Below are 21,208 nucleotides of genomic sequence, written 5' to 3'. Positions count from 1 at the left end.
CGGTCGCACTGGGCATGTTGATCGCCGCCGGCGACGACCAACATGCCCAGTGCGACCGGGAGTTCCTCGATCGAGTGCAGCCGGGAGGGGCGGCGGGCGCCGAGCGAGGGGGCGCGGTAGTCGGGGCCGACGGTGTCGTACGGGGCGACCGCCCGGCGCAGCGGGGCCAGCGCCGACTCGAAGTCCCCGTGCCCGGCGGCCACTTCGCAGACCTTCTCGATGGCCTCGCGGGTGCCGTCCTTGGCCAGCTCCAGGCAGGCGGCCACCACCGAGTCCGGGGTGGCTCCCGGCGCGCAGGCCGCGGCCACGGCGGCCGCGAACACCCCGGCCGCCTCCCGGCCGTACGACGACTGGTGGGCGCCGGCGACGTCCAGCGCCTCGGCGTAGGCGCCCGCCGGGTTGGCCGCGTTGACCAGGCCGACCGGGGCCATGTACATCGCCGCACCGCAGTTGACGATGTTGCCGGTGCCCGCCTCGCGCGGGTCCACGTGCCCGTACGCGATCCGGGCCACCAGCCACTTCTCCGCGAGGAAGATCCGCTGCAGCGGCAGCGCCTCCGCCTCCAGCTCGGGAATCCAGCGCGGCTCGGTCATCAGGTCCGGCACCAGGTGCTCCGCGACGGCGTACGCGTCGAGGTGGTCCCGGACGCGGGCGTAGACCCGGATCAGCGCGTGCGTCATCAGGGTGTCGTCGGTGACGTGCCCGTCACCCTTGTGGTACGGCGCGATCGGGCGGGCGGTGCGCCAGTCGTCGCCGTTCCAGGGGCCGACGATCCCGTGCACCCGGCCGCCGTGGCGCTCCACGATCTGGTCCGGGCTGTAGCCCTCCACCGGCCCGCCGAGCGCGTCCCCCACGGCGGCTCCGAGCAGGGCACCGGTGATCCGCTCGTCCAGACCGATTGCACCGGAATTTGAGATTTCATCACTTTTCGGCGTCATGACCGCATCATCCCCCTGCTCGGGTCCGTTGGGTGGCTTCCAGCAGCCCGGCGAGTTCCACCAGGTCGGTGCCGGTCAGCCGGGGCAGCGCACAGCCGGAGAGGGTCCTGCAGGACTGCCGCCACGCCTCCGGTACGCACTCCCCGCCGCCCAGCGCGCCGCAGAGCGCCCCGGCGAGCGCGGGCGCGGAGTCAGCGACGCGGGAGAGGCAGGCGGCGGCCGGTACCGCCTCCGCGATCCGCCCGGCCGTCGCGAGGGTCAGCGCCAGCGCCACCGGGACGGTCTCGGCGGCGGCGATGCCGTAGCTGTAGACGTGGTCCACGATCTGGTGCTCCAGCAGGGGGACCAGGGCGAACGCGGTGTCCGTGGCGGTCACCAGGGCCAGCGCGTGCCGGGCGTTGCGGCCGATCTCGGTGCCCTCGGGCAGCTCGTCCAGCGCGGCCGCCACACACGCGTCCGCACCCGCGCCGGACAGGGCGGTGGCCACCGCCGCCGCCATCGCCCGCGCGCCGTGCACCCCGTCGCCGTCCTGGGTGTAGCGGGCGTCGAACTCCGCGAGGCCGGCGGCGCGCGCCGGATCGCCGGGGTGGGCGACCGCCAGCACGCAGGCGCGTACGCAGGCCGCGTCGTCGAAGTAGTGCGGGTTGTCGTGGCCGGTGGCGGGCGGGCGCAGCCCGGCGGCGAGGTTGCCGAGCCCGGCGCGCACCGAGATGCGGGCGCGCAGGGGGAGTACGGCCGACTCGATCTCCGGCGCGCGTTCGGCCGCCGCCGCCACCTCGGAGGCCACGGCGGTCCAGGTCAGGTCGATGGCGGCGCGTATCCGGCGGTCCCGGCTCAGGTCGCCGAGCACGTCGTCCCCGGCCCGCAGGACGGCCTCCGCCGCGAACGCCGCCCACTCCGCGTCGTCGGAGGGGCCGAGGCGGAGCGGCTCGGGGGGCTGGTTCAGCGCGATGGGCACCGGCAGCGTGGTGGTGGCGTTCTGCTCGGCGAAGGTGTCCAGCTCGCGGGTGAGCCGCCGCGTCCACTCCGGCATCCGGGCCGCCCGGTGCCGGGCGGCGGGCCAGCCGGCCGCGTCCCCGGCGGCGAGCCCCAGCAGCAGCCCTTCGATCCGCCGGGTCACGACCCGTCCTCCGTGTCCGGGTTCCGCACGGCCGCCGCGCGCGGGAACGGTGTCTCCACCACGCTGCCCACCAGGGTGAGCGGCGGCTCCACGGCCGGCCGCAGCCCCTCCGGCAACAGCTCCGGCACCACCACTCCCTCGCCCCACTTGCCGCCCTCCTCCGGGGTCAGCAGCTCGGCCACGTCCAGAATGTGGTGGCCCGACATGGCGGGCAGACACCTGCCACGCGCCGGACCAATGGCGGCGGCCCACATACCGGGGATGGCGGCGACCCCGTTGGTCGCGCCGGCCAGAGCGCCCGCGACGGCCGCCGTGGTGTCGGCGTCCCGGCCCATGTTGACGGCCGTCAGCACCGCTTCCCGGAAGTCCCCGTCGGCCGCCGCGTACGCGCCGAAGGCGAGGGCGACCGCCTCGGGGGCCAGGTCGGTCCAGGGATAGCCGCCGATGACCACCGCGGTACGGACCGCGCGCTCGCCCCGGTGCGCGACGGCGACCGCCCGGCGCAGCGAGCGGGCGGTCCAGGAGTCGTCCGGGACGACGGCGAGGGCGGCGGCGATCACCACGGCCGGTTCCGCGCCCGCCATCGCGGCGGCCACCCCGGCCGCGACCGCCTGGCCGCCGTAGATGCCCTCGCCCTCGTGGCTGACCGAGCCGTCGATGGCGACCAGCCGCGCCGCCTCCGAGGGCCGCCCCGCCGCGAACACCCCGAAGGGCGCCGCCCGCATCGCCAGCCCGTCGCTCCAGGCATGCCGGTGCTGGGCCGAGATGGGCGCCGCCAGCCCCCGGCGCAGGTTCTCCAGCGTGCCCCGCTCACTGAACCCCGCGCCCCGGAAGGGACCCTCGGCCCGGTCGGCGATCCACTGGTGCCAGGCCGCCTCGACATGGGCCGGGGTGAGCGCGGAGCCGTGCCGGGCGAGCAGCAGCCCGGAGAAGATCGCGTACTCGGTGTCGTCCGTGCCGCACGGCCGGTCGGTGACGTATCCGGTGATGCGGCCCCAGCGGGCGCGGATCTCGGAGGGCTTCAGGTTCTCGGCGGGGGCGCCCAGCGCGTCGCCCACGGCCAGGCCGAGCAGCGCGCCGCGCGCCCGCTCGCGGAGTCCGGGTGCGGCGGGGGCGGGCAGTGGGGAAGCGGGTGCGTTCGTTGCCATGGGCGGGACCCTCCTTCGCCAGGACCGCGTGGACCGCGTGGCCTTTTGCGGATGTGTCCCACCCGAGGGGCGGTGCCCTAGCCTCCGGGCCGCCGCCATCACCCGCTCGGTACCGGGAAATCCCTGCCCCGGGTGCCTGAGCTGGGAAGAAGCGGAGGTTAGCTCAGCCTGTCCTTGCTGGCGGCGGAGCGGGAATCAACGTAGGTTGAAGGTCGTTCGAAAAGTAGAATCAGTCCAAAGTTAGCTTTGGCTCAGCTTACCGGGGGTCCTCATGGCCGTCATCGAGACCGGGGCCGCGCTGCACGAGGCGCACCGCGACAACCACACGCACCGCGACGTCAACGGCGGCTGGCTGCGTCCCGCCGTCTTCGGTGCGATGGACGGCCTGGTCTCCAATCTCGCCCTGATGACCGGCGTCGCGGGCGGCTCGCTGGGTCACCAGACGATCGTGATCACCGGCCTCGCCGGGCTCGCGGCCGGCGCCTTCTCGATGGCGGCCGGTGAGTACACGTCCGTGGCCTCGCAGGCCGAACTCGTCCAGGCCGAGCTGGACGTCGAGCGCCGTGAGCTGCGCAGGCACCCGCAGGCCGAGCAGGACGAGCTGGCCGCGCTGTACGTCTCCCGCGGTGTCGAGCCCGACCTCGCCCGCGAGGTGGCCCGGCAGCTCTCGAAGGACCCCGAGCAGGCCCTGGAGATACACGCCCGCGAGGAGCTGGGCGTCGACCCCGACGACCTGCCCTCCCCGCTGACCGCCGCCGTCTCCTCCTTCGGGTCCTTCGCGCTGGGCGCCCTGCTGCCCGTCCTGCCCTACCTGCTGGGCGCGACCGCACTGTGGCCCGCCGTGCTGCTGGCGCTCGCCGGGCTCTTCGGCTGCGGCGCGGTGGTGGCACGGGTGACCGCCCGCAGCTGGTGGTTCAGCGGCCTGCGCCAGCTCGCGCTCGGTGGCGCGGCCGCCGGGGTGACTTTCGCCCTCGGCACCCTTTTCGACACCGCTGTGAGCTGAGAGACCCTGGACATATGCCGGGGCACGCATAAATAATTGTTACTCGCGGGTTTCGCGCGTTTGACCGTCGGGCATGAGCCGTAAGCACTGCGGGCAACGGCGCCCGCGGTGTACTCGCGGGACGGGCGACGACGCCTCTTCCGCCCCCTGGGCCCGACCGGTCACCACCCGTCCGGCCCAGTCGCAGGACCTGCTCGAAACCGCAGCGAAACCCCGCTTTTCCCGCCGCACCGAGCGGCGCCCGCCGTACCCCACGGCACCCCGCCGCGCCTCCTGTGGCGTCCGCATGGTGGAACGGAGTATCCGGTTCCCGACAAGCGTTCCATCATGTAACCTGCACGAAATTTCGCACCAGCAGAGGGCCAGCGTCGTCCCTCGGCACCTGCCACACGCCACTGACGACGACGGGAGAGCCGATGCGTACGACGCGCCAGCCGTCCCCGCATTCCGTGACCGACCGCGCCTGGTCCTTCATGGATGCCCGCCCTGCCGCGCAGGGCATGTACGACCCCCGCGACGAGCACGACGCCTGCGGCGTCGGCTTCGTGGCCACCCTCACCGGTGAGGCGAGCCACGCGCTGGTCGAGCAGGCGCTGACCGTACTGCGCAATCTCGAACACCGCGGCGCGACCGGTTCCGAGCCCGACTCCGGGGACGGCGCCGGCATCCTCTCGCAGGTGCCCGACGCGTTCTTCCGCGAGGTGGCCGGATTCGACCTGCCGGCCCCCGGTTCCTACGCCGTCGGCATCGCCTTCCTGCCCGAGGCCGCCACCGACGAGGTCGTCTCACGTATCGAGACGATCGCCGCCGAGGAGGGCCTCGACGTCCTCGGCTGGCGCGAGGTCCCGGTCGCCCCCGAACTGCTCGGCGCGACCGCCCGCTCGACCATGCCGGCCTTCCGCCAGCTCTTCGTCGCCGACGGTACGAGCGAGGGCATCGCTCTGGACCGCAAGGCGTTCGTGGTGCGCAAGCGCGCCGAGCGGGAGGCCGGGGTCTACTTCCCCTCCCTGTCCGCCCGGACGATCGTGTACAAGGGCATGCTGACCACCGGCCAGCTCGAACCGTTCTTCCCGGACCTGTCCGACCGCCGGTTTGCCTCCGCGATCGCGCTGGTGCACTCCCGCTTCTCCACGAACACCTTCCCCTCGTGGCCGCTGGCGCACCCGTACCGCTTCGTCGCCCACAACGGCGAGATCAACACCGTCAAGGGCAACCGCAACTGGATGCGCGCCCGCGAGTCCCAGCTCGCCTCGGACCTGTTCGGCACCGAGAACAACCTCGCGCGCACCTTCCCGGTCTGTACGCCGGACGCCTCCGACTCGGCGTCCTTCGACGAAGTGCTGGAACTGCTCCACCTCGGCGGGCGCTCGCTGCCCCACGCGGTGCTGATGATGATCCCGGAGGCGTGGGAGAACCACGCCACCATGAACGTGAAGGACGCCGACCGCCGGGCCTTCTACCAGTTCCACTCCACGATGATGGAGCCCTGGGACGGCCCCGCCTGCGTCACCTTCACCGACGGCACCCAGGTCGGCGCGGTGCTCGACCGCAACGGCCTGCGCCCCGGCCGCTACTGGGTCACCGACGACGGCCTGGTCGTCCTCGGCTCCGAGGTCGGCGTCCTCGACATCGACCCCGCCAAGGTCGTCCGCAAGGGCCGGCTGCAGCCCGGCCGCATGTTCCTCGTGGACACCGCCGAGCACCGCATCATCGAGGACGACGAGATCAAGGCGTCCCTCGCCACCGACCAGCCCTACGCCGAGTGGCTGGAGGCCGGCGAGATCGAGCTGGGCGACCTGCCCGAGCGCGAGCACATCGTGCACACCCACGCCTCCGTCACCCGCCGCCAGCAGACCTTCGGCTACACCGAGGAGGAGCTCCGGGTCATCCTCGCCCCGATGGCCAAGGCGGGCGCCGAGCCCATCGGCTCCATGGGCACCGACAGCCCCATCGCGGCCCTCTCCGAGCGCCCCCGGCTGCTGTTCGACTACTTCACCCAGCTCTTCGCCCAGGTCACCAACCCGCCGCTGGACGCCATCCGCGAGGAACTGGTCACCTCCCTGCGCTCCTCGCTGGGTCCCCAGGGCAACCTGCTCGACCCCACCGCGGCCTCCTGCCGTTCCGTCGTGCTGCCCTTCCCGGTGATCGACAACGACGAGCTGGCCAAGCTCATCCACATCAACGCCGACGGCGACATGCCCGGCTTCAAGGCCGCCACCCTCTCCGGCCTGTACCGGGTCTCCGGCGGGGGCGACTCGCTCGCCGCGCGCATCGAGGAGATCTGCGCCGAGGCGGACGCCGCCATCGACAACGGTGCCCGGCTGATCGTGCTCTCCGACCGGCACTCCGACGCCGAGCACGCCCCGATCCCGTCGCTGCTGCTCACCGCGGCCGTCCACCACCACCTCATCCGCACCAAGCAGCGCACCCACGTGGGCCTGCTGGTCGAGGCCGGTGACGTCCGCGAGGTCCACCACGTCGCCCTGCTGATCGGCTACGGCGCCGCCGCGGTCAACCCCTACCTGGCGATGGAGTCCGTCGAGGACCTGGTCCGCGCGGGCACCTTCCTGCCCGGCATGGAGCCGGAAGCGGCCATCCGCAACCTGATCCACGCCCTCGGCAAGGGCGTGCTGAAGGTGATGTCCAAGATGGGTATCTCCACCGTCGCCTCCTACCGGGGCGCGCAGGTCTTCGAGGCCGTCGGCCTGGACGACGCCTTCGTGGAGAAGTATTTCGACGGCACCACCACCAAGATCGGCGGCGTCGGCATCGACGTCATCGCCAAGGAGGTCGCCGCACGGCACGCCAAGGCCTACCCGGCCAGCGGCATCGCGCCCGCGCACCGCACGCTCGACATCGGCGGCGAGTACCAGTGGCGCCGCGAGGGCGAGCCGCACCTCTTCGACCCGGAGACGGTCTTCCGCCTCCAGCACTCCACCCGCTCCGGCCGCTTCGACATCTTCAAGAAGTACACCGACCGGGTGAACGAGCAGTCCGAGCGCCTGATGACGCTGCGCGGCCTGTTCGGCTTCGACTCCGGCCGCGCCCCCATCCCGGTGGACGAGGTCGAGCCGGTCTCCGAGATCGTCAAGCGCTTCTCCACCGGCGCCATGTCGTACGGCTCCATCTCCCAGGAGGCGCACGAGACGCTCGCCATCGCCATGAACCAGCTGGGCGGCAAGTCCAACACCGGTGAGGGCGGCGAGGACCCGGAGCGGCTGTACGACCCGGCCCGGCGCAGCGCCATCAAGCAGGTCGCCTCCGGCCGCTTCGGCGTCACCTCCGAGTACCTGGTCAACGCCGACGACATCCAGATCAAGATGGCCCAGGGCGCCAAGCCCGGCGAGGGCGGCCAGCTCCCCGGCCACAAGGTGTACCCGTGGGTGGCGAAGACCCGGCACTCCACGCCCGGCGTCGGCCTGATCTCGCCGCCCCCGCACCACGACATCTACTCCATCGAGGACCTCGCCCAGCTCATCCACGACCTGAAGAACGCCAACCCCTCGGCCCGCATCCACGTGAAGCTGGTCTCCGAGGTCGGCGTCGGCACGGTCGCGGCCGGTGTGTCCAAGGCGCACGCCGACGTGGTGCTGGTCTCCGGCCACGACGGCGGCACCGGCGCCTCCCCGCTCACCTCGCTCAAGCACGCGGGCGGCCCCTGGGAGCTGGGCCTCGCCGAGACCCAGCAGACCCTGCTGCTCAACGGGCTGCGGGACCGGATCGTCGTCCAGACCGACGGCCAGCTCAAGACCGGCCGGGACGTGGTCATCGCCGCGCTGCTCGGCGCCGAGGAGTTCGGCTTCGCCACCGCGCCCCTGGTGGTCTCCGGCTGCGTGATGATGCGCGTCTGCCACCTGGACACCTGCCCGGTCGGCATCGCCACCCAGAACCCCGTGCTGCGCGAGCGCTTCGAGGGCAAGGCCGAGTACATCGTCAACTTCTTCCGGTTCATCGCCGAAGAGGTCCGCGAGCTCCTGGCCGAGCTGGGCTTCCGCTCCATCGAGGAGGCCGTCGGCCACGCCGAGGTGCTCGACGTGGAGCGCGCGGTCGACCACTGGAAGGCCCAGGGCCTGGACCTGGCGCCGCTGTTCCACGTGCCCGAGCTGGCCGAGGGCGCGGTCCGCCACCAGGTGGTCGCCCAGGACCACGGGCTGGAGAAGGCGCTCGACAACGAGCTGATCAGGCTCGCCGCCGACGCGCTGGCCGCCACCGACGCCACCGAGGCGCACCCGGTGCGCGCCCAGGTCGCCATCCGCAACATCAACCGCACGGTCGGCACCATGCTCGGTCACGAGGTGACGCGGAAGTTCGGTGGCGCGGGCCTGCCCGACGACACCATCGACATCACCTTCACCGGTTCGGCCGGCCAGTCCTTCGGCGCCTTCCTGCCGCGCGGAGTCACCCTCCGCCTGGAGGGCGACGCCAACGACTACGTGGGCAAGGGCCTCTCCGGCGGCCGGATCGTGGTCCGCCCCGACCGGGCGGCCGACCACCTCGCCGAGTACTCCACCATCGCGGGCAACACCATCGGCTACGGCGCCACCGGCGGTGAGCTGTTCCTGCGCGGCCGGAGCGGCGAGCGGTTCTGCGTCCGCAACTCCGGGGCCCTGGTGGTCTCCGAGGGCGTCGGCGACCACGGCTGCGAGTACATGACCGGCGGTCACGCGGTCGTCCTCGGCCCGACCGGCCGCAACTTCGCGGCGGGTATGTCCGGCGGCATCGCGTACGTCATCGACCTCGACCCGGACAACGTCAACGCGGGCAACGCGAACGCGGTCGAGCCGCTGGACGACGCCGACCGGACCTGGCTGCACGACGTGGTGCGCCGCCATGCCGAGGAGACCGGTTCCACGGTCGCGGCGAAGCTCCTCGTGGACTGGGACCGGTCCGTGGAGCGCTTCAGCCGGATCATCCCCCGCACGTACAAGGCAGTGCTCGCCGCCAAGGACGCCGCCGAGCGAGCCGGTCTCTCCGAGACCGAGATCACCGAGAAGATGATGGAGGCGGCGACCAATGGCTGATCCCAAGGGCTTTCTGAACCACGGCCGCGAGGTCGCCCGGACCCGTCCTGTCGACGAGCGCGTCAAGGACTGGAACGAGGTCTACGTCCCCGGAGCCCTGCTGCCGATCATCGGCAAGCAGGCCAGCCGGTGCATGGACTGCGGCATCCCGTTCTGCCACAACGGCTGTCCGCTCGGGAACCTGATCCCGGAGTGGAACGACTACGCCTACCGGCAGGACTGGGCGGCCGCCTCCGAGCGGCTGCACGCGACCAACAACTTCCCCGAGTTCACCGGGCGGCTCTGCCCCGCGCCCTGTGAGTCGGCCTGTGTGCTGGGCATCAACCAGCAGCCGGTCACCATCAAGAACGTCGAGGTCTCGATCATCGACCAGGCGTGGGAGACCGGGGACGTGGCCCCGCGCATCCCCGAGCGGCTGTCCGGCAAGACCGTCGCGGTCATCGGCTCGGGCCCGGCCGGGCTCGCCGCCGCCCAGCAGCTCACCCGCGCCGGCCACACGGTCGCCGTGTACGAGCGCGCCGACCGCGTCGGCGGCCTGCTGCGGTACGGCATCCCCGAGTTCAAGATGGAGAAGCGGCACATCAACCGCCGTATCGAGCAGATGCGCGCGGAGGGCACCCGGTTCCGCACCGGCGTGGAGATCGGCCGCGACCTCAAGGCCAACGACCTCAAGAAGCGGTACGACGCGGTCGTCATCGCCGCCGGTTCCACCACGGCCCGCGATCTGCCCGTCCCCGGGCGGGAGCTGGCCGGGATCCACCAGGCGATGGAGTACCTGCCGCTGTCCAACAAGGTCCAGGAGGGCGACTACGTGTCCCCGCCGATCACGGCCGAGGGCAAGCACGTCGTGGTCATCGGCGGCGGCGACACCGGCGCCGACTGCGTGGGCACCGCCCACCGCCAGGGCGCGGCCTCCGTCACGCAGCTGGAGATCATGCCCCGCCCGGGCGACGCGCGGCACCCGCTGAACCAGCCCTGGCCGACCTTCCCCATGCTCTACAAGGTCACCAGCGCCCACGAGGAGGGCGGCGAGCGGGTCTACGCCGTCTCGACCACCCACTTCGAGGGCGACGAGGACGGCAACGTCCAGGCGCTGCACCTGACCGAGGTCGAGTTCGTCGACGGCAAGCTGACCCCCAAGCCGGGCAGCGAGCGGAGGATCCCGGCCCAGCTGGTCACCCTGGCCATGGGCTTCACCGGCACCGACCGGGAGAACGGCCTGGTCGACCAGTTCGGCCTGGAGCTGGACGAGCGGGGCAACATCGCCCGCGACGCCGACTTCCAGACCAACGTGCCCGGTGTCTTCGTCGCCGGCGACGCGGGCCGTGGCCAGTCCCTCATCGTGTGGGCCATCGCCGAGGGCCGCTCCGCCGCCCGCGGGGTGGACCGCCACCTCACCGGGGCCAGCGACCTGCCCGCCCCGATCCGCCCCACCGACCGCGCCCTGGCGGTCTGACACCCTCACACCCGGTGTGCCGTACAACGGCGTACGGAACATCAGACGGCGCCTGCCCGACAGTCCCCGACCGGACGCCCGGGCAGGCGCCGCCGCCTTGTCCTTATTTGGCCGGGCTTATCCAGGTGACGACAACGGCTGCGGCCACGGCGAGCACGCCGAGCAGACCGAGCCAGCGGGCCCACTCCACCAGCCGCCAGATCTCGCGGGTGCGCCGCTTCTCGTACAGGAGTAGACGGTTGGGCTCGCTGTAGATCTGCACGCCAGGTCGGTCGTGCACGGCAAGGACACTCAGCCAGGAGGCCGTGACCAGAGCGAGGAAACCGCAGCTCAGCAGTGCGATGACGACCCAGCGAGGAGTGCCCGACAGTTTGCTTAGATTCTCTTGTCCCTTGAGGACGAAGACGGCGGCCAGGAGCCCGGTGAGCGACGACAGGTAGGTCCGGTAGCCCTCTGCCTGCTGGAGAGCGATGCGCAGTTGCTGATGTGGTTCGCGCAGCGTCTTCGCTCGCTGCTCGGCGTCGAGCAGTTGCTCGGGGGTGAAGAGCGGTGACGACATGGCTGCGCTCAGCCTCCGGTTGTCAGATGGGCGGGCGGCGGCGCGAGGTTCAGCAACGCCCCACAGCCGCCGAGCCGTTCGGGGCGGGGCTGGTGGTAGCCGTCGCAGGCACAGGACATGCTCCATACCTCCGGCTCAGCGGGCGACTTGCGGCGGCCGAGGAAACCCCCCTTGGCCACCGTCGGCTGGATCGGGCCGAAGGAGTGGGTCATGGAGCAGCCGCACACGGGGCAGGTACCAGTGACCGTGAACTCCCGCTCGCCGTCGAAGTCCTGCACCGCCCACTCGAAGGTAAGTGTGTCCCCGTGGGGGTGGAAGCGGTAGGGCGTCGCCGATGTCATGAGGAGGGTGCCTTTCGCCTGGGTAGGGAGATGTCGAAGAGGCGGGCGAAGCGGCTCAGCCGGTCGTGCACCGCGGCCTCGCTCAGGTCCGTCTCTTCGGCGCAGAGTGTGATGTGCTCTTCGGAGACGTCGCCGGTGAGGGCGGGAGCACGACCCGTCAGCCGGGTGGTCAGGATGATCACGTCCTGCCAGTCGGGGATGATTTGCGCTTCCTCTCCCTCCGGTGGAGCGACGGTGACTTCCAGGCCGAGGCAGGCGAACGGGGCGTAGCGGTCATAGGTGTCGGTCAGGGTCCAGCCGAAGCGACCCGCGACGAGGACGAGTTCAAGAGGTCCGAGATGGCCGGGGCCTAAGAGGCCCTTGTCGAAGGCGGCGAAGTCGAGCTTCGTTGGGGTGAAGTTGGCGAGGCGGGCAGACTCGGGGCCCTGAAAGTCGCCAGGAAGTTCAATGCCCGCCACCGCGGCCAGCGGCGCGACGTGCTGGAAAGCCTTTCCGAGGGTGTCGATGCCGTCCCTGATGCCATTCGACGCGAACGTCAGGATGTCGAGGACGGACAAGTGCGCCTTGAGAATCACGGGATCGAAGATCGACCGCCTGTCATCGGATCGAAGAGCGCTTGCGTCCCTCTCACTCAGCCGGAGACTGCGGAATTCGGCAGGGATCTCTGGGACGCTCAACGGGAGATAGGTGTCCAGTTGTCGCAGCTCGTCTGCCACTACACCGAGTTCGAGATCCAGTTTCGCGGCGAGTGCCAAGAGGTAGCCGATGGTGGCACCTCCCTCGTCGAACTTGCAGCTGTTCGAAGAGACCTGACTGGGGTACGGGACCACTAGGCGATGCCGGGGTGCCATCACCTGGCGTTCAAGGGCCTCCAGGTCGGCTTCCTGCCAATCCAGCATGCCGAGGGCTTCCAAGGCCTCCACCGTCGCCCTAAGAACATCTGTGCCCGGCTTGACTTCGTTCCTGAAGGAACCCACCAGTTCCCAGGGCCTCAGGACGAGGTCAATGATCTCTTCGTGGCTTGCTGGGTGGGAGAGGTTAAGCCCAGTCGGTGCTGTCCAGGCGGCGGCCTCTGGTGGCAGCTCGGGCGCGCGGGCGCCCGTGATGGCGGTACCCGAGTTGATGAGGTCCGCCACGTCGCCCAGCGTGACACCGGTCTGTTGTGAAAGTGCGATGAGGTGGCGTAGAGGGATGGCACCTTCGCGCCAGGGGCTTTTCCTGTCGAAATCCCGCGATAGCAGGAGTTGCTGGTCCGGCGGTAGGGCGTGCACATCCATCACCTCGGGGGTGGGAGGCGAGTCCAGTGAGTACCCGAGGCAGGTGAGCTGTTCGATGCGCTGGACCAACTCAGGCAGCGCGAAGGGGGAGGAGGCGCGACTCAGGAGGTCGACCGGGCCAATAGCACCGGGGAGCCAGTTGCCGCCGTCCAGCCATGGGGACGTGAGGGCATCATTGATCGCCAGGCGATCCGCTTCGGCCTCCGTGAGGCGCTCCTTCGCGATGCTGTCCGGAAGGGGCGGCGGTGCGGGCAACGTTGGATCCACGCTGCGCAGGTGTCGAAGCAGTTCGACCGCTTCCGCCAAGGGGATCCCATGGAGCGCCGAGATTGCGAGCAGTGGGGCATGTCGGGCGGGCGCTCTCGTCGGCTCGGGGGGATTTCTGGACCACAAGCGAAAGGGCATGACGTCCTCTGTCGGGCACAGTTCCTCCTGCAAGGACGTGTAGGCGGAGTAGAGGTCCGCGCCGGCCTGCGTGACGTGGACGCTGGCGAGGGCTGCTATGTCCGCTACTTCGGGCACCTCGACACCGGCAACGGCGTACCGGCGAAGGGCACGCAGTGTCCTGCGCACGGGACGTGCGGCTTGCGCGGCTGAATGCAGGATGGCCTGCCAGCTCTTCAGTTCTCTGGCCTGGAAGAGGAGGGCGTCGAGCCCTTCCGGGGCGGGATATCCGTCGGGCGCGAAGATCTCTTCGTTGTGATCCAGGCCGAGCAGTCCAGTCCTCCAGCGAGTGAAGAGAGTGGCTTCGTGTACTCCTCCCGTCAACGTAAGCGGCGGCTGGGTGTAGTCAAGAAGGCTCCCGTCGGTAGGGAGACACCCGGGCACCGCCAGTCGCATCGTGCCCTGCACCAGCCGTCGGCCCTGCTTCAAGTCGAACACGGCCATTGTCGTGTCGGGTAGCGACTCCAGCAGCCCCACGGCCATGCGCGGTGTTTTCCGTGCCAGCTCCCACAGCCATGGCAGGGACACGTCGGTCAGTCGAGCCGCCGCGGTCGGTATCCGGTCCGTCGCCTCGCGCATGACTAGCTCATCGTCGTACGAAAGCAGGTGGTTTCGGTCGACGCTCGGAACCGGAGCATGTCGCTCACGCAGATTGACCACATACCCGTACACAGCGGGGGCGTTCTCGACCAGGATGCCGTCCAGGAGCAGCTGTCCCTCTCCCTGCACGAGCCATGCCTCGTCGGCTCCGTCGCCGTGTTCGTCACGCAGTGCGACGGGCGGCACACGCCATTCGTTCCGCCCGGCCAGCCGACCCGGCTCCCAGGTCAGTTTGCGGAAGGTCTCTCCTGGCTTGGTCAACTCCACTGCTGTCACGTTGTGCTCGGACACCCACAAATGAGTCCGCAACGTCTCGACCAGGGAGGGCGCCTTCTCGCCCTCCCCTGGCTCCGCCAAGTAGAGACGTACGCGTGTACCACCGTCTTCCGGGACTTCCGGGTCCTCCGAGGTATTGATCTGGAGCAGACCGGACCCCGAGCGGATGTCGACGCGCAGGGGCGCCTCCGGGCCGGTGCGGCCAGTGGCGTCGACGGCGCGTGTCCACACGACGACCTCGTCGGCGAGCATGAAGTAGCTGAACACGCCGATGCCGAATCGTGAGTTAAAGGATCTGTCGACGATCCCGGCGCGACGCCAGTTGCGACGTTCCTGGACGAAGTCGGGGTCCTGCTCGTAGCGTTTGCCCGCCCGAGCGAACATCGACGTGAGCCGGGCACGGCTCATCCCGGATCCGTTGTCGTGGCACTCGATGAAGGGGCGGCCGCGGTCCCAGCCCTGGGTAAAGACGATCTCCCCGTCCCAGCTGGAATTGATCCTGCCGTACCGACGGCGCATCTCCCGGTACCGGCAGGCGTCGAGGGCGTTCTGGTACATCTCCCGCACCGCGAGCATCCGATCGCCGTACAACTGCGTGCCCATGAGCAGAGGGCGGATCTCGTCCTCGGCGAGGCGGAATCGCTCGAGTGGCTCCTTGTAACGGCCCGGCAGGGACCGTAGTTCCTCCGTCGTCACACTGTCTGGAAGCCCACGCAACAATGGTGGTGCCACCGCGTCCGCGTGACCGAAGGCCCGCACCGTGGCGTCGGCGACGAGTGCCATCTCCTCCACCGCGGCATGCAGAGCCGGGTGCGGGCAGCGCAGTCGTACCGTGATGCCGCGGGACGTAGCTGTGCGACCGTCCGTCTCCTCGTAGTCGAGACCACCCAAGGCGGCCACCACGGTGCTCGGCAGCAGGGGCTCATGTGCACCGAGGTGGTCAACGAGGACGCTGGACAGCCTACGCGGGGCGGCGGCCAACAGTCCGGCCGTCCACAGAAGGCGGGCGAGCTGGTCGCCTCGCCAGTGATTGCCGCGTACCGGTTTGGTCGAGATCCACTGGTCGCCGCGTTGCGCGTCGCTGAACCGTGGGCTGAGCCCCGGCTTCACCGTCAGGTGGCCGAGCACTTGGCGGACCTGGTCGTCGATCTCCAGACGTTCCTCGGGGCTCCGGCGGCCCGGGGAGGTCAGGGTGTCGACGGCCGCCTCGATCGCCTCCACCACCTTCGTGATCAACTCGTCGATGGCGCCCTGCCCGCCGCGCTCCCACAGCTCGTCCCAGTCGGCAATGAAGCGGTGCCGCAACCAGTGGTCCGCAGCCGTCGCGGCCGATTCGAGTCCGCGACTGCGCAGGGTCTCGGTGGTGCGTACGACGAGTGAGTGGGCGCGGCACACATCGCGTGCGGCGTCCCGCATCAGCCGCCGCCGGTCTCCCGGGGGTTGCGTCTCCTGGCCGCGCGGTCCTGGGTCGAACTGGTTGGGCAGCAGCGTGCTCAACTGATCCAGGGTGATCGCGACGATGCCCTCCTGCACGATGGCTGCCGCCAGCAGGCACGCGGTCTCGGCCGGCGACAGCAGCTCGTCCTCGCGCTCCAGTGAAGCCCGCGCGACCAGATCGGTGAGCCGGGCGTCCAGTCGCTCCGGATACAAGGGGTCGGTCCAGGGATCCTCGCGGTAGGCGCGGGTCTGCGCGCCGGTCCCCGCGACGTAGCGCACCAGCTCGGCCAGCCGGTCCTTGACCCGGGCGTGTGCTTCGGGGCGGCCGGAGGTGTGGCGCCATAGATCGGACTCGCGGATGACGCGCGTCCAGTCCAGGGTCTGTTTGGTGCCCTCACACACGACCGGATCCCGTGACTCCACGCCTGGGGCCGGCTCGGGTTGCCGCGTGGCGACGGTCGGCGTCCGTACCTGGGGGTAGCGCCCGGCGAGCCGGAGCAGCTCCTCCTGCGCGTATTCGGCGACCGCCCGGAACGTGGTCGGCGGGTTGACTCGGGACAGCGAGGTGGCAAGGGCCTGCGCGAACCAGCTGCCCGTCAGGGGATCCGCGTAGGCGCGCTGTCCCGGCCCACAGCTGTAGAGCCAATAAGCCTCGTGTGCTCCCGCCCATTCGGCGTCGGTGTCACCCGATACATGACGGGGTTCCTCGGAGCGGCAGACGTCGAGACAGACGATGGCAGTGACGCCCTGAGGAAGAGCACCGAGCAGGCCGGCGGGTGAGGCTTTCAGCAGGATGGTGGGGTGCAGGCGCCTGATGCCGTCCGGACCCGGCGCTCCTGGCTGACTGTCGCGCAGCACCAAGTGGTCACGGCCGTGAAGCATCACCCCGTGGCCGGAGAAGTACAGGAACGCCGTGTCTCCGGGCCGACAAGAGGCCAGGAAGTCGGTGACGGTCGCGATGACCGGCCCGAAGGAGGTGTCGTCGTCACTCTTGACCGTGACTTCGTAGCCTGACTGTTCGAGAGCCGTGGCGACCAACGACACGTCGCGCTCTACGAAGTCCAACGACCGGTATACAGCGGCCAGTTCCGGCACCTTCGACAGATACGGCGTGTCCTTCACACCGATCAACAGCGCTTTGCGCCTCCCGGAAACCGCCGTGTCCCGCGCCTGCTCCATCCACCGGCCCCCTCATCCAGTCGCTCGGGTGAATCATCCCAGAAGTAACCCGCGGGGAGAATGAGTTGGCTTAGGGCAGCAGTACCCCCAGGGGGCGCCCCGGACTAGTTCAGGCAGCCCCGCTGGTGAGCGTGGCCACCTTCACCGCCGCCAGCACCAGCAGCAGGGCCAGCAGACCCGCGCACGCGGCCCACTGGATCAGCGTGCGGCGGTCGCCGCGCGGGGCGTAGGCGAAGGCGAGGGTGACCACGGCGCCCGCGAGCAGGCCGCCGAGGTGGCCCTGCCAGGAGGTCGCGAAGGCGGAGATCACCAGCCAGATCAGCAGGCCGGTCATGTACTGGTTGACCGACCGCATGCCGTAGCCGAGCCGCCGTCCCATCACCCAGTACGCGGCGCCCAGGCCGAACACCGCGCCCGAGGCGCCCACGGTCGGCACGTCCGGCGCGATCAGCAGCACCAGGACCGAGCCGCCGAGCGCCGAGAGCAGATACAGCGCGAGATAGCGGGCCCGGCCGAGCTGGGTCTCCACCACCCGGCCGACGTTCACCAGCGCCACCATGTTCAGCACGATGTGCACCACGCCGATCCCGTCGTCCGGCGGCATGTGCAGGAACGCGCCGGTCAGCAGCCGCTCCCACTGCCCGCCCACCACGCCCTCCGGGGTCAGCACGGAGTCGTACGGGTACTGCCACAGGTAGTGGCCGCCGTCCGGGCCCACCAGGCCCGCGCCGAGCATCCCGAACCGGTCCACGACCGAGGGCCGGGCCAGCTCCGCGAGGTAGGCGAGCACGTTCAGCGCCACCAGAACCCAGGTGACCAGCGGGAACGTACTGATCCGGCCGCCGAAGGCGGTCCGCGCCTGCCGCACCGAGCGGGCGCCCTCCTGCACGCACTCCACGCACTGGTGGCCGACCGACGCCTCGCGCATGCAGTCCGGGCAGATGTAGCGGTCACAGCGGGTGCAGCGGACGTGCGACTCCACCTCGGGATGACGGAAGCACGTGGTCACGGCGGACTCGGCGGTCACGGCCGGCTCCTTAGAGGAAAAGGGGTGTCGAAGGTGAGCCGGTGGGGACGGCGGCGAACAAAATATCGGATCATCGCAGGATGGCCGCGCCCCCGGCTGTGATCAACCGATTTCCCGACGCCGCGTCACCGCGCCGCCCGCTTCGCACTCGTGCGGATGAACCCCCTGGTGCGGCGCGTTCCCGCAGGTCGGGGGGCGTGCTGAGGATGGCCCGGAGCGCCGCGCCAACCGCAGTCACCCGGCCCGCACCTGACGGACCGCTGCGTCGTGCGCGGGTCCGGAAGGAGCCGGCCTTGACCGAGCAGACGGAGCAGGCGGAGCGGGGCGTCGGGGAGTTCACCCTCACCGGTCCGCTGACCACCGCGCCCCCGGCCGGGTACACCGCCCCCGAGCCCGACGAGAAGTGGACGCTGAGGGGCGGCTTCGCCCACGTCTACTACGGTGAGCGCAACCAGGGCATCGTCCGCCCGGTGATCATGGCCGACGGCTTCAACCTCGGCAAGAGCGACCTCGCCTGGCTCTACGCGGGCCTCGACGGCGACTTCCCCCTCCTGACCGAGCTGCGCCGCCGGGGCCGCGACGTCGTCCTGGTCGGCTTCGACGAGCGCAGTGCCTCGGTGCTCGACAACGCCCGGACGGTCACCGAGGCGGTGCTGCGGACCATCGCCGAACGGCTCGGCTCCGCCCGCCTCACGGTGGGCGGCTTCAGCATGGGCGGCCTGGTCACCCGCTACGCGCTCGCCCGGATGGAGCACGACGGCATGGACCACCAGGCCGCCGTCTACTTCTCCTACGACACCCCGCACCGCGGCGCCTACATCCCCATCGGCCTCCAGGCGTTCGCGCACTTCATCCCGGTGCCCAACGACTTCGCCCGGCAGATGAACAGCCCGGCCGCCCGCCAGATGCTCTGGCGGCACTACGACGCGATGACCGGCCAGAACGGCATCGCCCCCGAGCGCCGCGAGTTCCTCCAGCGCCTGGCCGACGTCGGCGGCTGGCCGCGCCTCCCGCGCGTCCTGGCCCTCGCCAACGGCCGCGGCGACGGCACCGGCATCGCCGTCCCGCCCGGCGAGACGGTGCTGAAGTCGGAGCGGGTCTACCCCGGCACCGTCTTCTACGCCCAGGCACAGGGCCGCGAGGTCACCGTCGCCGAGCTGAAGCGCCGCTTCCCCGCGTCCGAGAAGACGATCACCACCGGCGACCTCCCCGAGATGGACGGTGCCCCCGGCGGCACCCTGCGCTCCTACGGCATCCTCGCCGACGCCCTGAGGAAGGCCGGGGCGCAGGTCGATCTGCGGCACGAGGAGATCTGCTTCGTGCCCACGGTCAGCGCGGTCGCCCTCCGCGACCTGGACCAGCAGAAGGACCTGTACGTGAAGGTGGAGGACGTCGACCCGGACGAGAGCGAGGCCGACGACTTCATCTGGTCCTCCACGACCACCGCGCACACGGCGGTCACCGAGGAACTCGGCACCTGGCTGCTGGACCGCCTCCCCGAGTGAACCGCACCGGGCACTGCCAGGTCCTGTTGTCAGACAGGACCTAGGTGTCGCACTCCAGCACCGTCCGGCACAGCCCGCAGCGTGCCTTGACCCGGCCCTTCACCGGCACCCGGATGCGCTGGTGGCACACCGGGCACGGGAAGGCCACCTTCAGCCCCGCCCTGTCCGGGGTGAACTCGTAGGGGGAATCCGGACGGGGCCGGCCGCCGTCGTGCCGGGCGGTGTCACGCCGGTCGTGGACGTAGCGCCGCCGGGCCGCCCAGCCCGCCCCGCTCAGCGGCGCCCGCCGCTCGTCCGCCCGCGCCCGGTCCCGGCCCGCGACGTACGCCGTGTACGCCTGCGGACTGGTGAACCACACCGCCGGGTCCTCGCCGAACACCGCCGCCCGCTTCGCAAGGACGTAGCCGAACTCCTCCGGGGTGAGATAGCCGAGCTTCTGCGACGCCTCCCCGTGCTCCCGGTAGGCGTCCAGCAGCAGCCAGCCCGCGCCGAGGTACGTGGTCACCGTGTCGGTGAGGATCTCGTTCTCCGCGGTGGTGGGGAACGCAAGGCCCAGCCGGTGCAGATACACATGGGCCACCTCGTGGGCGAGGGCCGCGCCGATGTCCCGCCGGTGGGTGCGGAAACGGTCGTTCAGCTCCACGAAGTACTCCGGGCCCGCCGCGAGTTCCACATCTGCGGCGTGCGTCATCTCCCGGAAGCAGACGATCAGCCGTGCGTCCGGCAGCCGGAAGTGCCGCACCAGCTCCCGCGCCACCCGCTGCGCGCCCAGATGGAGGTCGTCCTCGTCGCCGAAGGCCACGTCGGCCGGGGCGACGCTCGCCGCGAAGGTCCGCAGGCCGTCCTCCGACAGCCGCCGGTACAGCGCCGTGACCGCCGACCGCACCGTCTGGAGGTGCGGGAAGCCGTGTTCCACCGGTCCGCCTGCCACCACGCCCGCACCCCCGAAGGTCGCCCGGAACACCTCTCCCACTGTAGAACCGCCCACCGCCACCGCCACCGCCCGCGTCCGTGAGGCCCCGCCGCCGGACTCCCGTCTGTCGCGCCGCCCTGCACGCACTAGGGTTGACGCCCATGACCATCAGCAGCACCGGCACCGGTGACGTCGACCCCGAGGCCCGCGAGGAACTGGAGCGGCTGCGGGCCAGCATCGACAACATCGACGCGGCCGTCGTCCACATGCTGGCCGAACGCTTCAAGGCCACCCAGCAGGTCGGCCGCCTCAAGGCCCGCCATCACCTGCCGCCCGCCGACCCCGGCCGGGAGGCCCGCCAGATCGAGCGGCTGCGCAGCCTCGCCGAGGACGCCCGCCTCGACCCCGCCTTCGCCGAGAAGTTCCTGAACTTCATCGTCGCCGAGGTGATCCGGCACCACGAGCGCATCGCCGAGGACTCCGCCCACATCCGCCCCTGACCCGCGTACGCCCGGCGCGGGGCCGGACATAAGCCGCGTACCGAACCTCCCCTGTCGGCCGCCGGGGGCGATCGGGCAGCATGGCCCCCATGTCCGTACTGACGCGCGACGAAGCGCAAGCCCGAGCAGAGTTCCTCGACGTCCACCACTACACCGTCGATCTCGACCTCACCACCGGTGACGAGACCTTCGGCTCCCGTACCGCGGTCCGGTTCACCGCGCGCACGGACGGGGACACCTTCGTCGAGCTGAAGCCCGCCGAGCTGCGCGCCGTCACCCTCGACGGACAGCCCCTGGACACCGCCACCCTCGACGGCAACCGGCTGCCGCTGAAGAACCTCACCGCGGGCGAGCACGAACTCACCGTCGACGCGGTCATGCGCTACTCCCGCACCGGCGAGGGCATGCACCGCTTCACCGACCCCACCGACGGCGAGACCTACGTCTACACCCAGCTCTTCCTC

Annotated in this window: 13 protein-coding genes and 1 pseudogene; 6 read left to right on the top strand and 8 right to left on the bottom strand. The window is 70.8% G+C overall.

Annotated features, from left to right (window positions below; translation table 11 throughout):
- From CCN33_RS21090 to CCN33_RS31225, 3 genes are all read right to left on the bottom strand, one after another.
- Nucleotides 1-938: ADP-ribosylglycohydrolase family protein (locus CCN33_RS21090; protein WP_086695127.1), on the bottom strand; the 938-nt coding region annotated here is incomplete at its 3' end.
- A 7-nt stretch (nt 939-945) separates the two neighbouring features.
- Nucleotides 946-2,058 carry an ADP-ribosylglycohydrolase family protein gene (locus CCN33_RS21085; protein WP_167387910.1) on the bottom strand — a complete coding sequence of 371 codons (1,113 nt, stop codon included), beginning with the start codon at nt 2,056-2,058 and terminating at the stop codon, nt 946-948.
- Nucleotides 2,055-3,206, bottom strand: a complete 1,152-nt coding sequence (locus CCN33_RS31225; protein WP_244173887.1) for an ADP-ribosylglycohydrolase family protein — start codon at nt 3,204-3,206, stop codon at nt 2,055-2,057. Before CCN33_RS31225 ends, CCN33_RS21085 begins: the two co-directional genes overlap by 4 nt.
- A 271-nt stretch (nt 3,207-3,477) precedes the next feature.
- On the opposite strand from CCN33_RS31225, the gene CCN33_RS21080 reads away from it, so the two are divergent.
- From CCN33_RS21080 to CCN33_RS21070, 3 genes are all read left to right on the top strand, one after another.
- Complete coding sequence (locus CCN33_RS21080) at nt 3,478-4,209, top strand: VIT1/CCC1 transporter family protein (RefSeq protein WP_086695123.1); 732 nt, start codon at nt 3,478-3,480, stop codon at nt 4,207-4,209.
- 416 nt (nt 4,210-4,625) lie between these two features.
- Nucleotides 4,626-9,230 (top strand): glutamate synthase large subunit, encoded by a 4,605-nt coding sequence (gene gltB / locus CCN33_RS21075; RefSeq protein ID WP_208621819.1) that lies wholly within the window; start codon nt 4,626-4,628, stop codon nt 9,228-9,230.
- Nucleotides 9,223-10,686, top strand: coding sequence for a glutamate synthase subunit beta (locus CCN33_RS21070; RefSeq protein ID WP_086695122.1), 1,464 nt, complete (start codon nt 9,223-9,225; stop codon nt 10,684-10,686). The genes gltB and CCN33_RS21070 overlap by 8 nt, the downstream gene beginning before the upstream one ends.
- A 103-nt stretch (nt 10,687-10,789) precedes the next feature.
- On the opposite strand, the gene CCN33_RS21065 is transcribed toward CCN33_RS21070, so the two are convergent.
- The 4 genes from CCN33_RS21065 to CCN33_RS21050 form a co-directional block, all read right to left on the bottom strand.
- On the bottom strand, nt 10,790-11,245 hold the full coding sequence (locus tag CCN33_RS21065; RefSeq protein ID WP_086695121.1) for a hypothetical protein: 456 nt from the start codon (nt 11,243-11,245) through the stop codon (nt 10,790-10,792).
- A gap of 8 nt (nt 11,246-11,253) precedes the next feature.
- The gene (locus CCN33_RS21060) at nt 11,254-11,586 is read right to left on the bottom strand and encodes a hypothetical protein (RefSeq protein WP_086695120.1); all 333 of its coding nucleotides are present in this window, start codon (nt 11,584-11,586) and stop codon (nt 11,254-11,256) included.
- Complete coding sequence (locus CCN33_RS21055) at nt 11,583-16,799, bottom strand: HD domain-containing protein (protein WP_086695119.1); 5,217 nt, start codon at nt 16,797-16,799, stop codon at nt 11,583-11,585. Before CCN33_RS21055 ends, CCN33_RS21060 begins: the two co-directional genes overlap by 4 nt.
- Nucleotides 16,800-16,908: 109 nt before the next feature.
- Nucleotides 16,909-17,826: a rhomboid family intramembrane serine protease gene (locus tag CCN33_RS21050; RefSeq protein WP_086695118.1), complete on the bottom strand. Its 918-nt coding sequence runs from the start codon at nt 17,824-17,826 to the stop codon at nt 16,909-16,911.
- 293 nt (nt 17,827-18,119) lie between these two features.
- Between CCN33_RS21050 and CCN33_RS21045 the strand changes: the two genes are divergently transcribed.
- Nucleotides 18,120-19,331 carry an esterase/lipase family protein gene (locus CCN33_RS21045; RefSeq protein ID WP_086695117.1) on the top strand — a complete coding sequence of 404 codons (1,212 nt, stop codon included), beginning with the start codon at nt 18,120-18,122 and terminating at the stop codon, nt 19,329-19,331.
- Nucleotides 19,332-19,371: 40 nt separating this feature from the next.
- Here CCN33_RS21045 and CCN33_RS21040 read toward each other — a convergent pair whose 3' ends face one another.
- A complete protein-coding gene (locus CCN33_RS21040) occupies nt 19,372-20,265 on the bottom strand; it encodes a hypothetical protein (protein WP_086695124.1) in 894 nt (297 codons plus the stop codon).
- Nucleotides 20,266-20,405: 140 nt separating this feature from the next.
- On the opposite strand from CCN33_RS21040, the gene CCN33_RS21035 reads away from it, so the two are divergent.
- Both CCN33_RS21035 and CCN33_RS21030 read left to right on the top strand, forming a co-directional pair.
- Nucleotides 20,406-20,744, top strand: coding sequence for a chorismate mutase (locus CCN33_RS21035; RefSeq protein ID WP_086695116.1), 339 nt, complete (start codon nt 20,406-20,408; stop codon nt 20,742-20,744).
- Nucleotides 20,745-20,833: 89 nt separating this feature from the next.
- A pseudogene (locus CCN33_RS21030) lies at nt 20,834-21,208 on the top strand (aminopeptidase N); the annotation flags it as partial.

The organism is Streptomyces recifensis, assembly GCF_002154615.1.
Taxonomy (GTDB): Bacteria; Actinomycetota; Actinomycetes; order Streptomycetales; family Streptomycetaceae; genus Streptomyces; species Streptomyces griseoluteus.
Note: the sequence above shows the minus strand (reverse complement) of the source record. Positions and strands in the feature narration are given on the sequence as shown.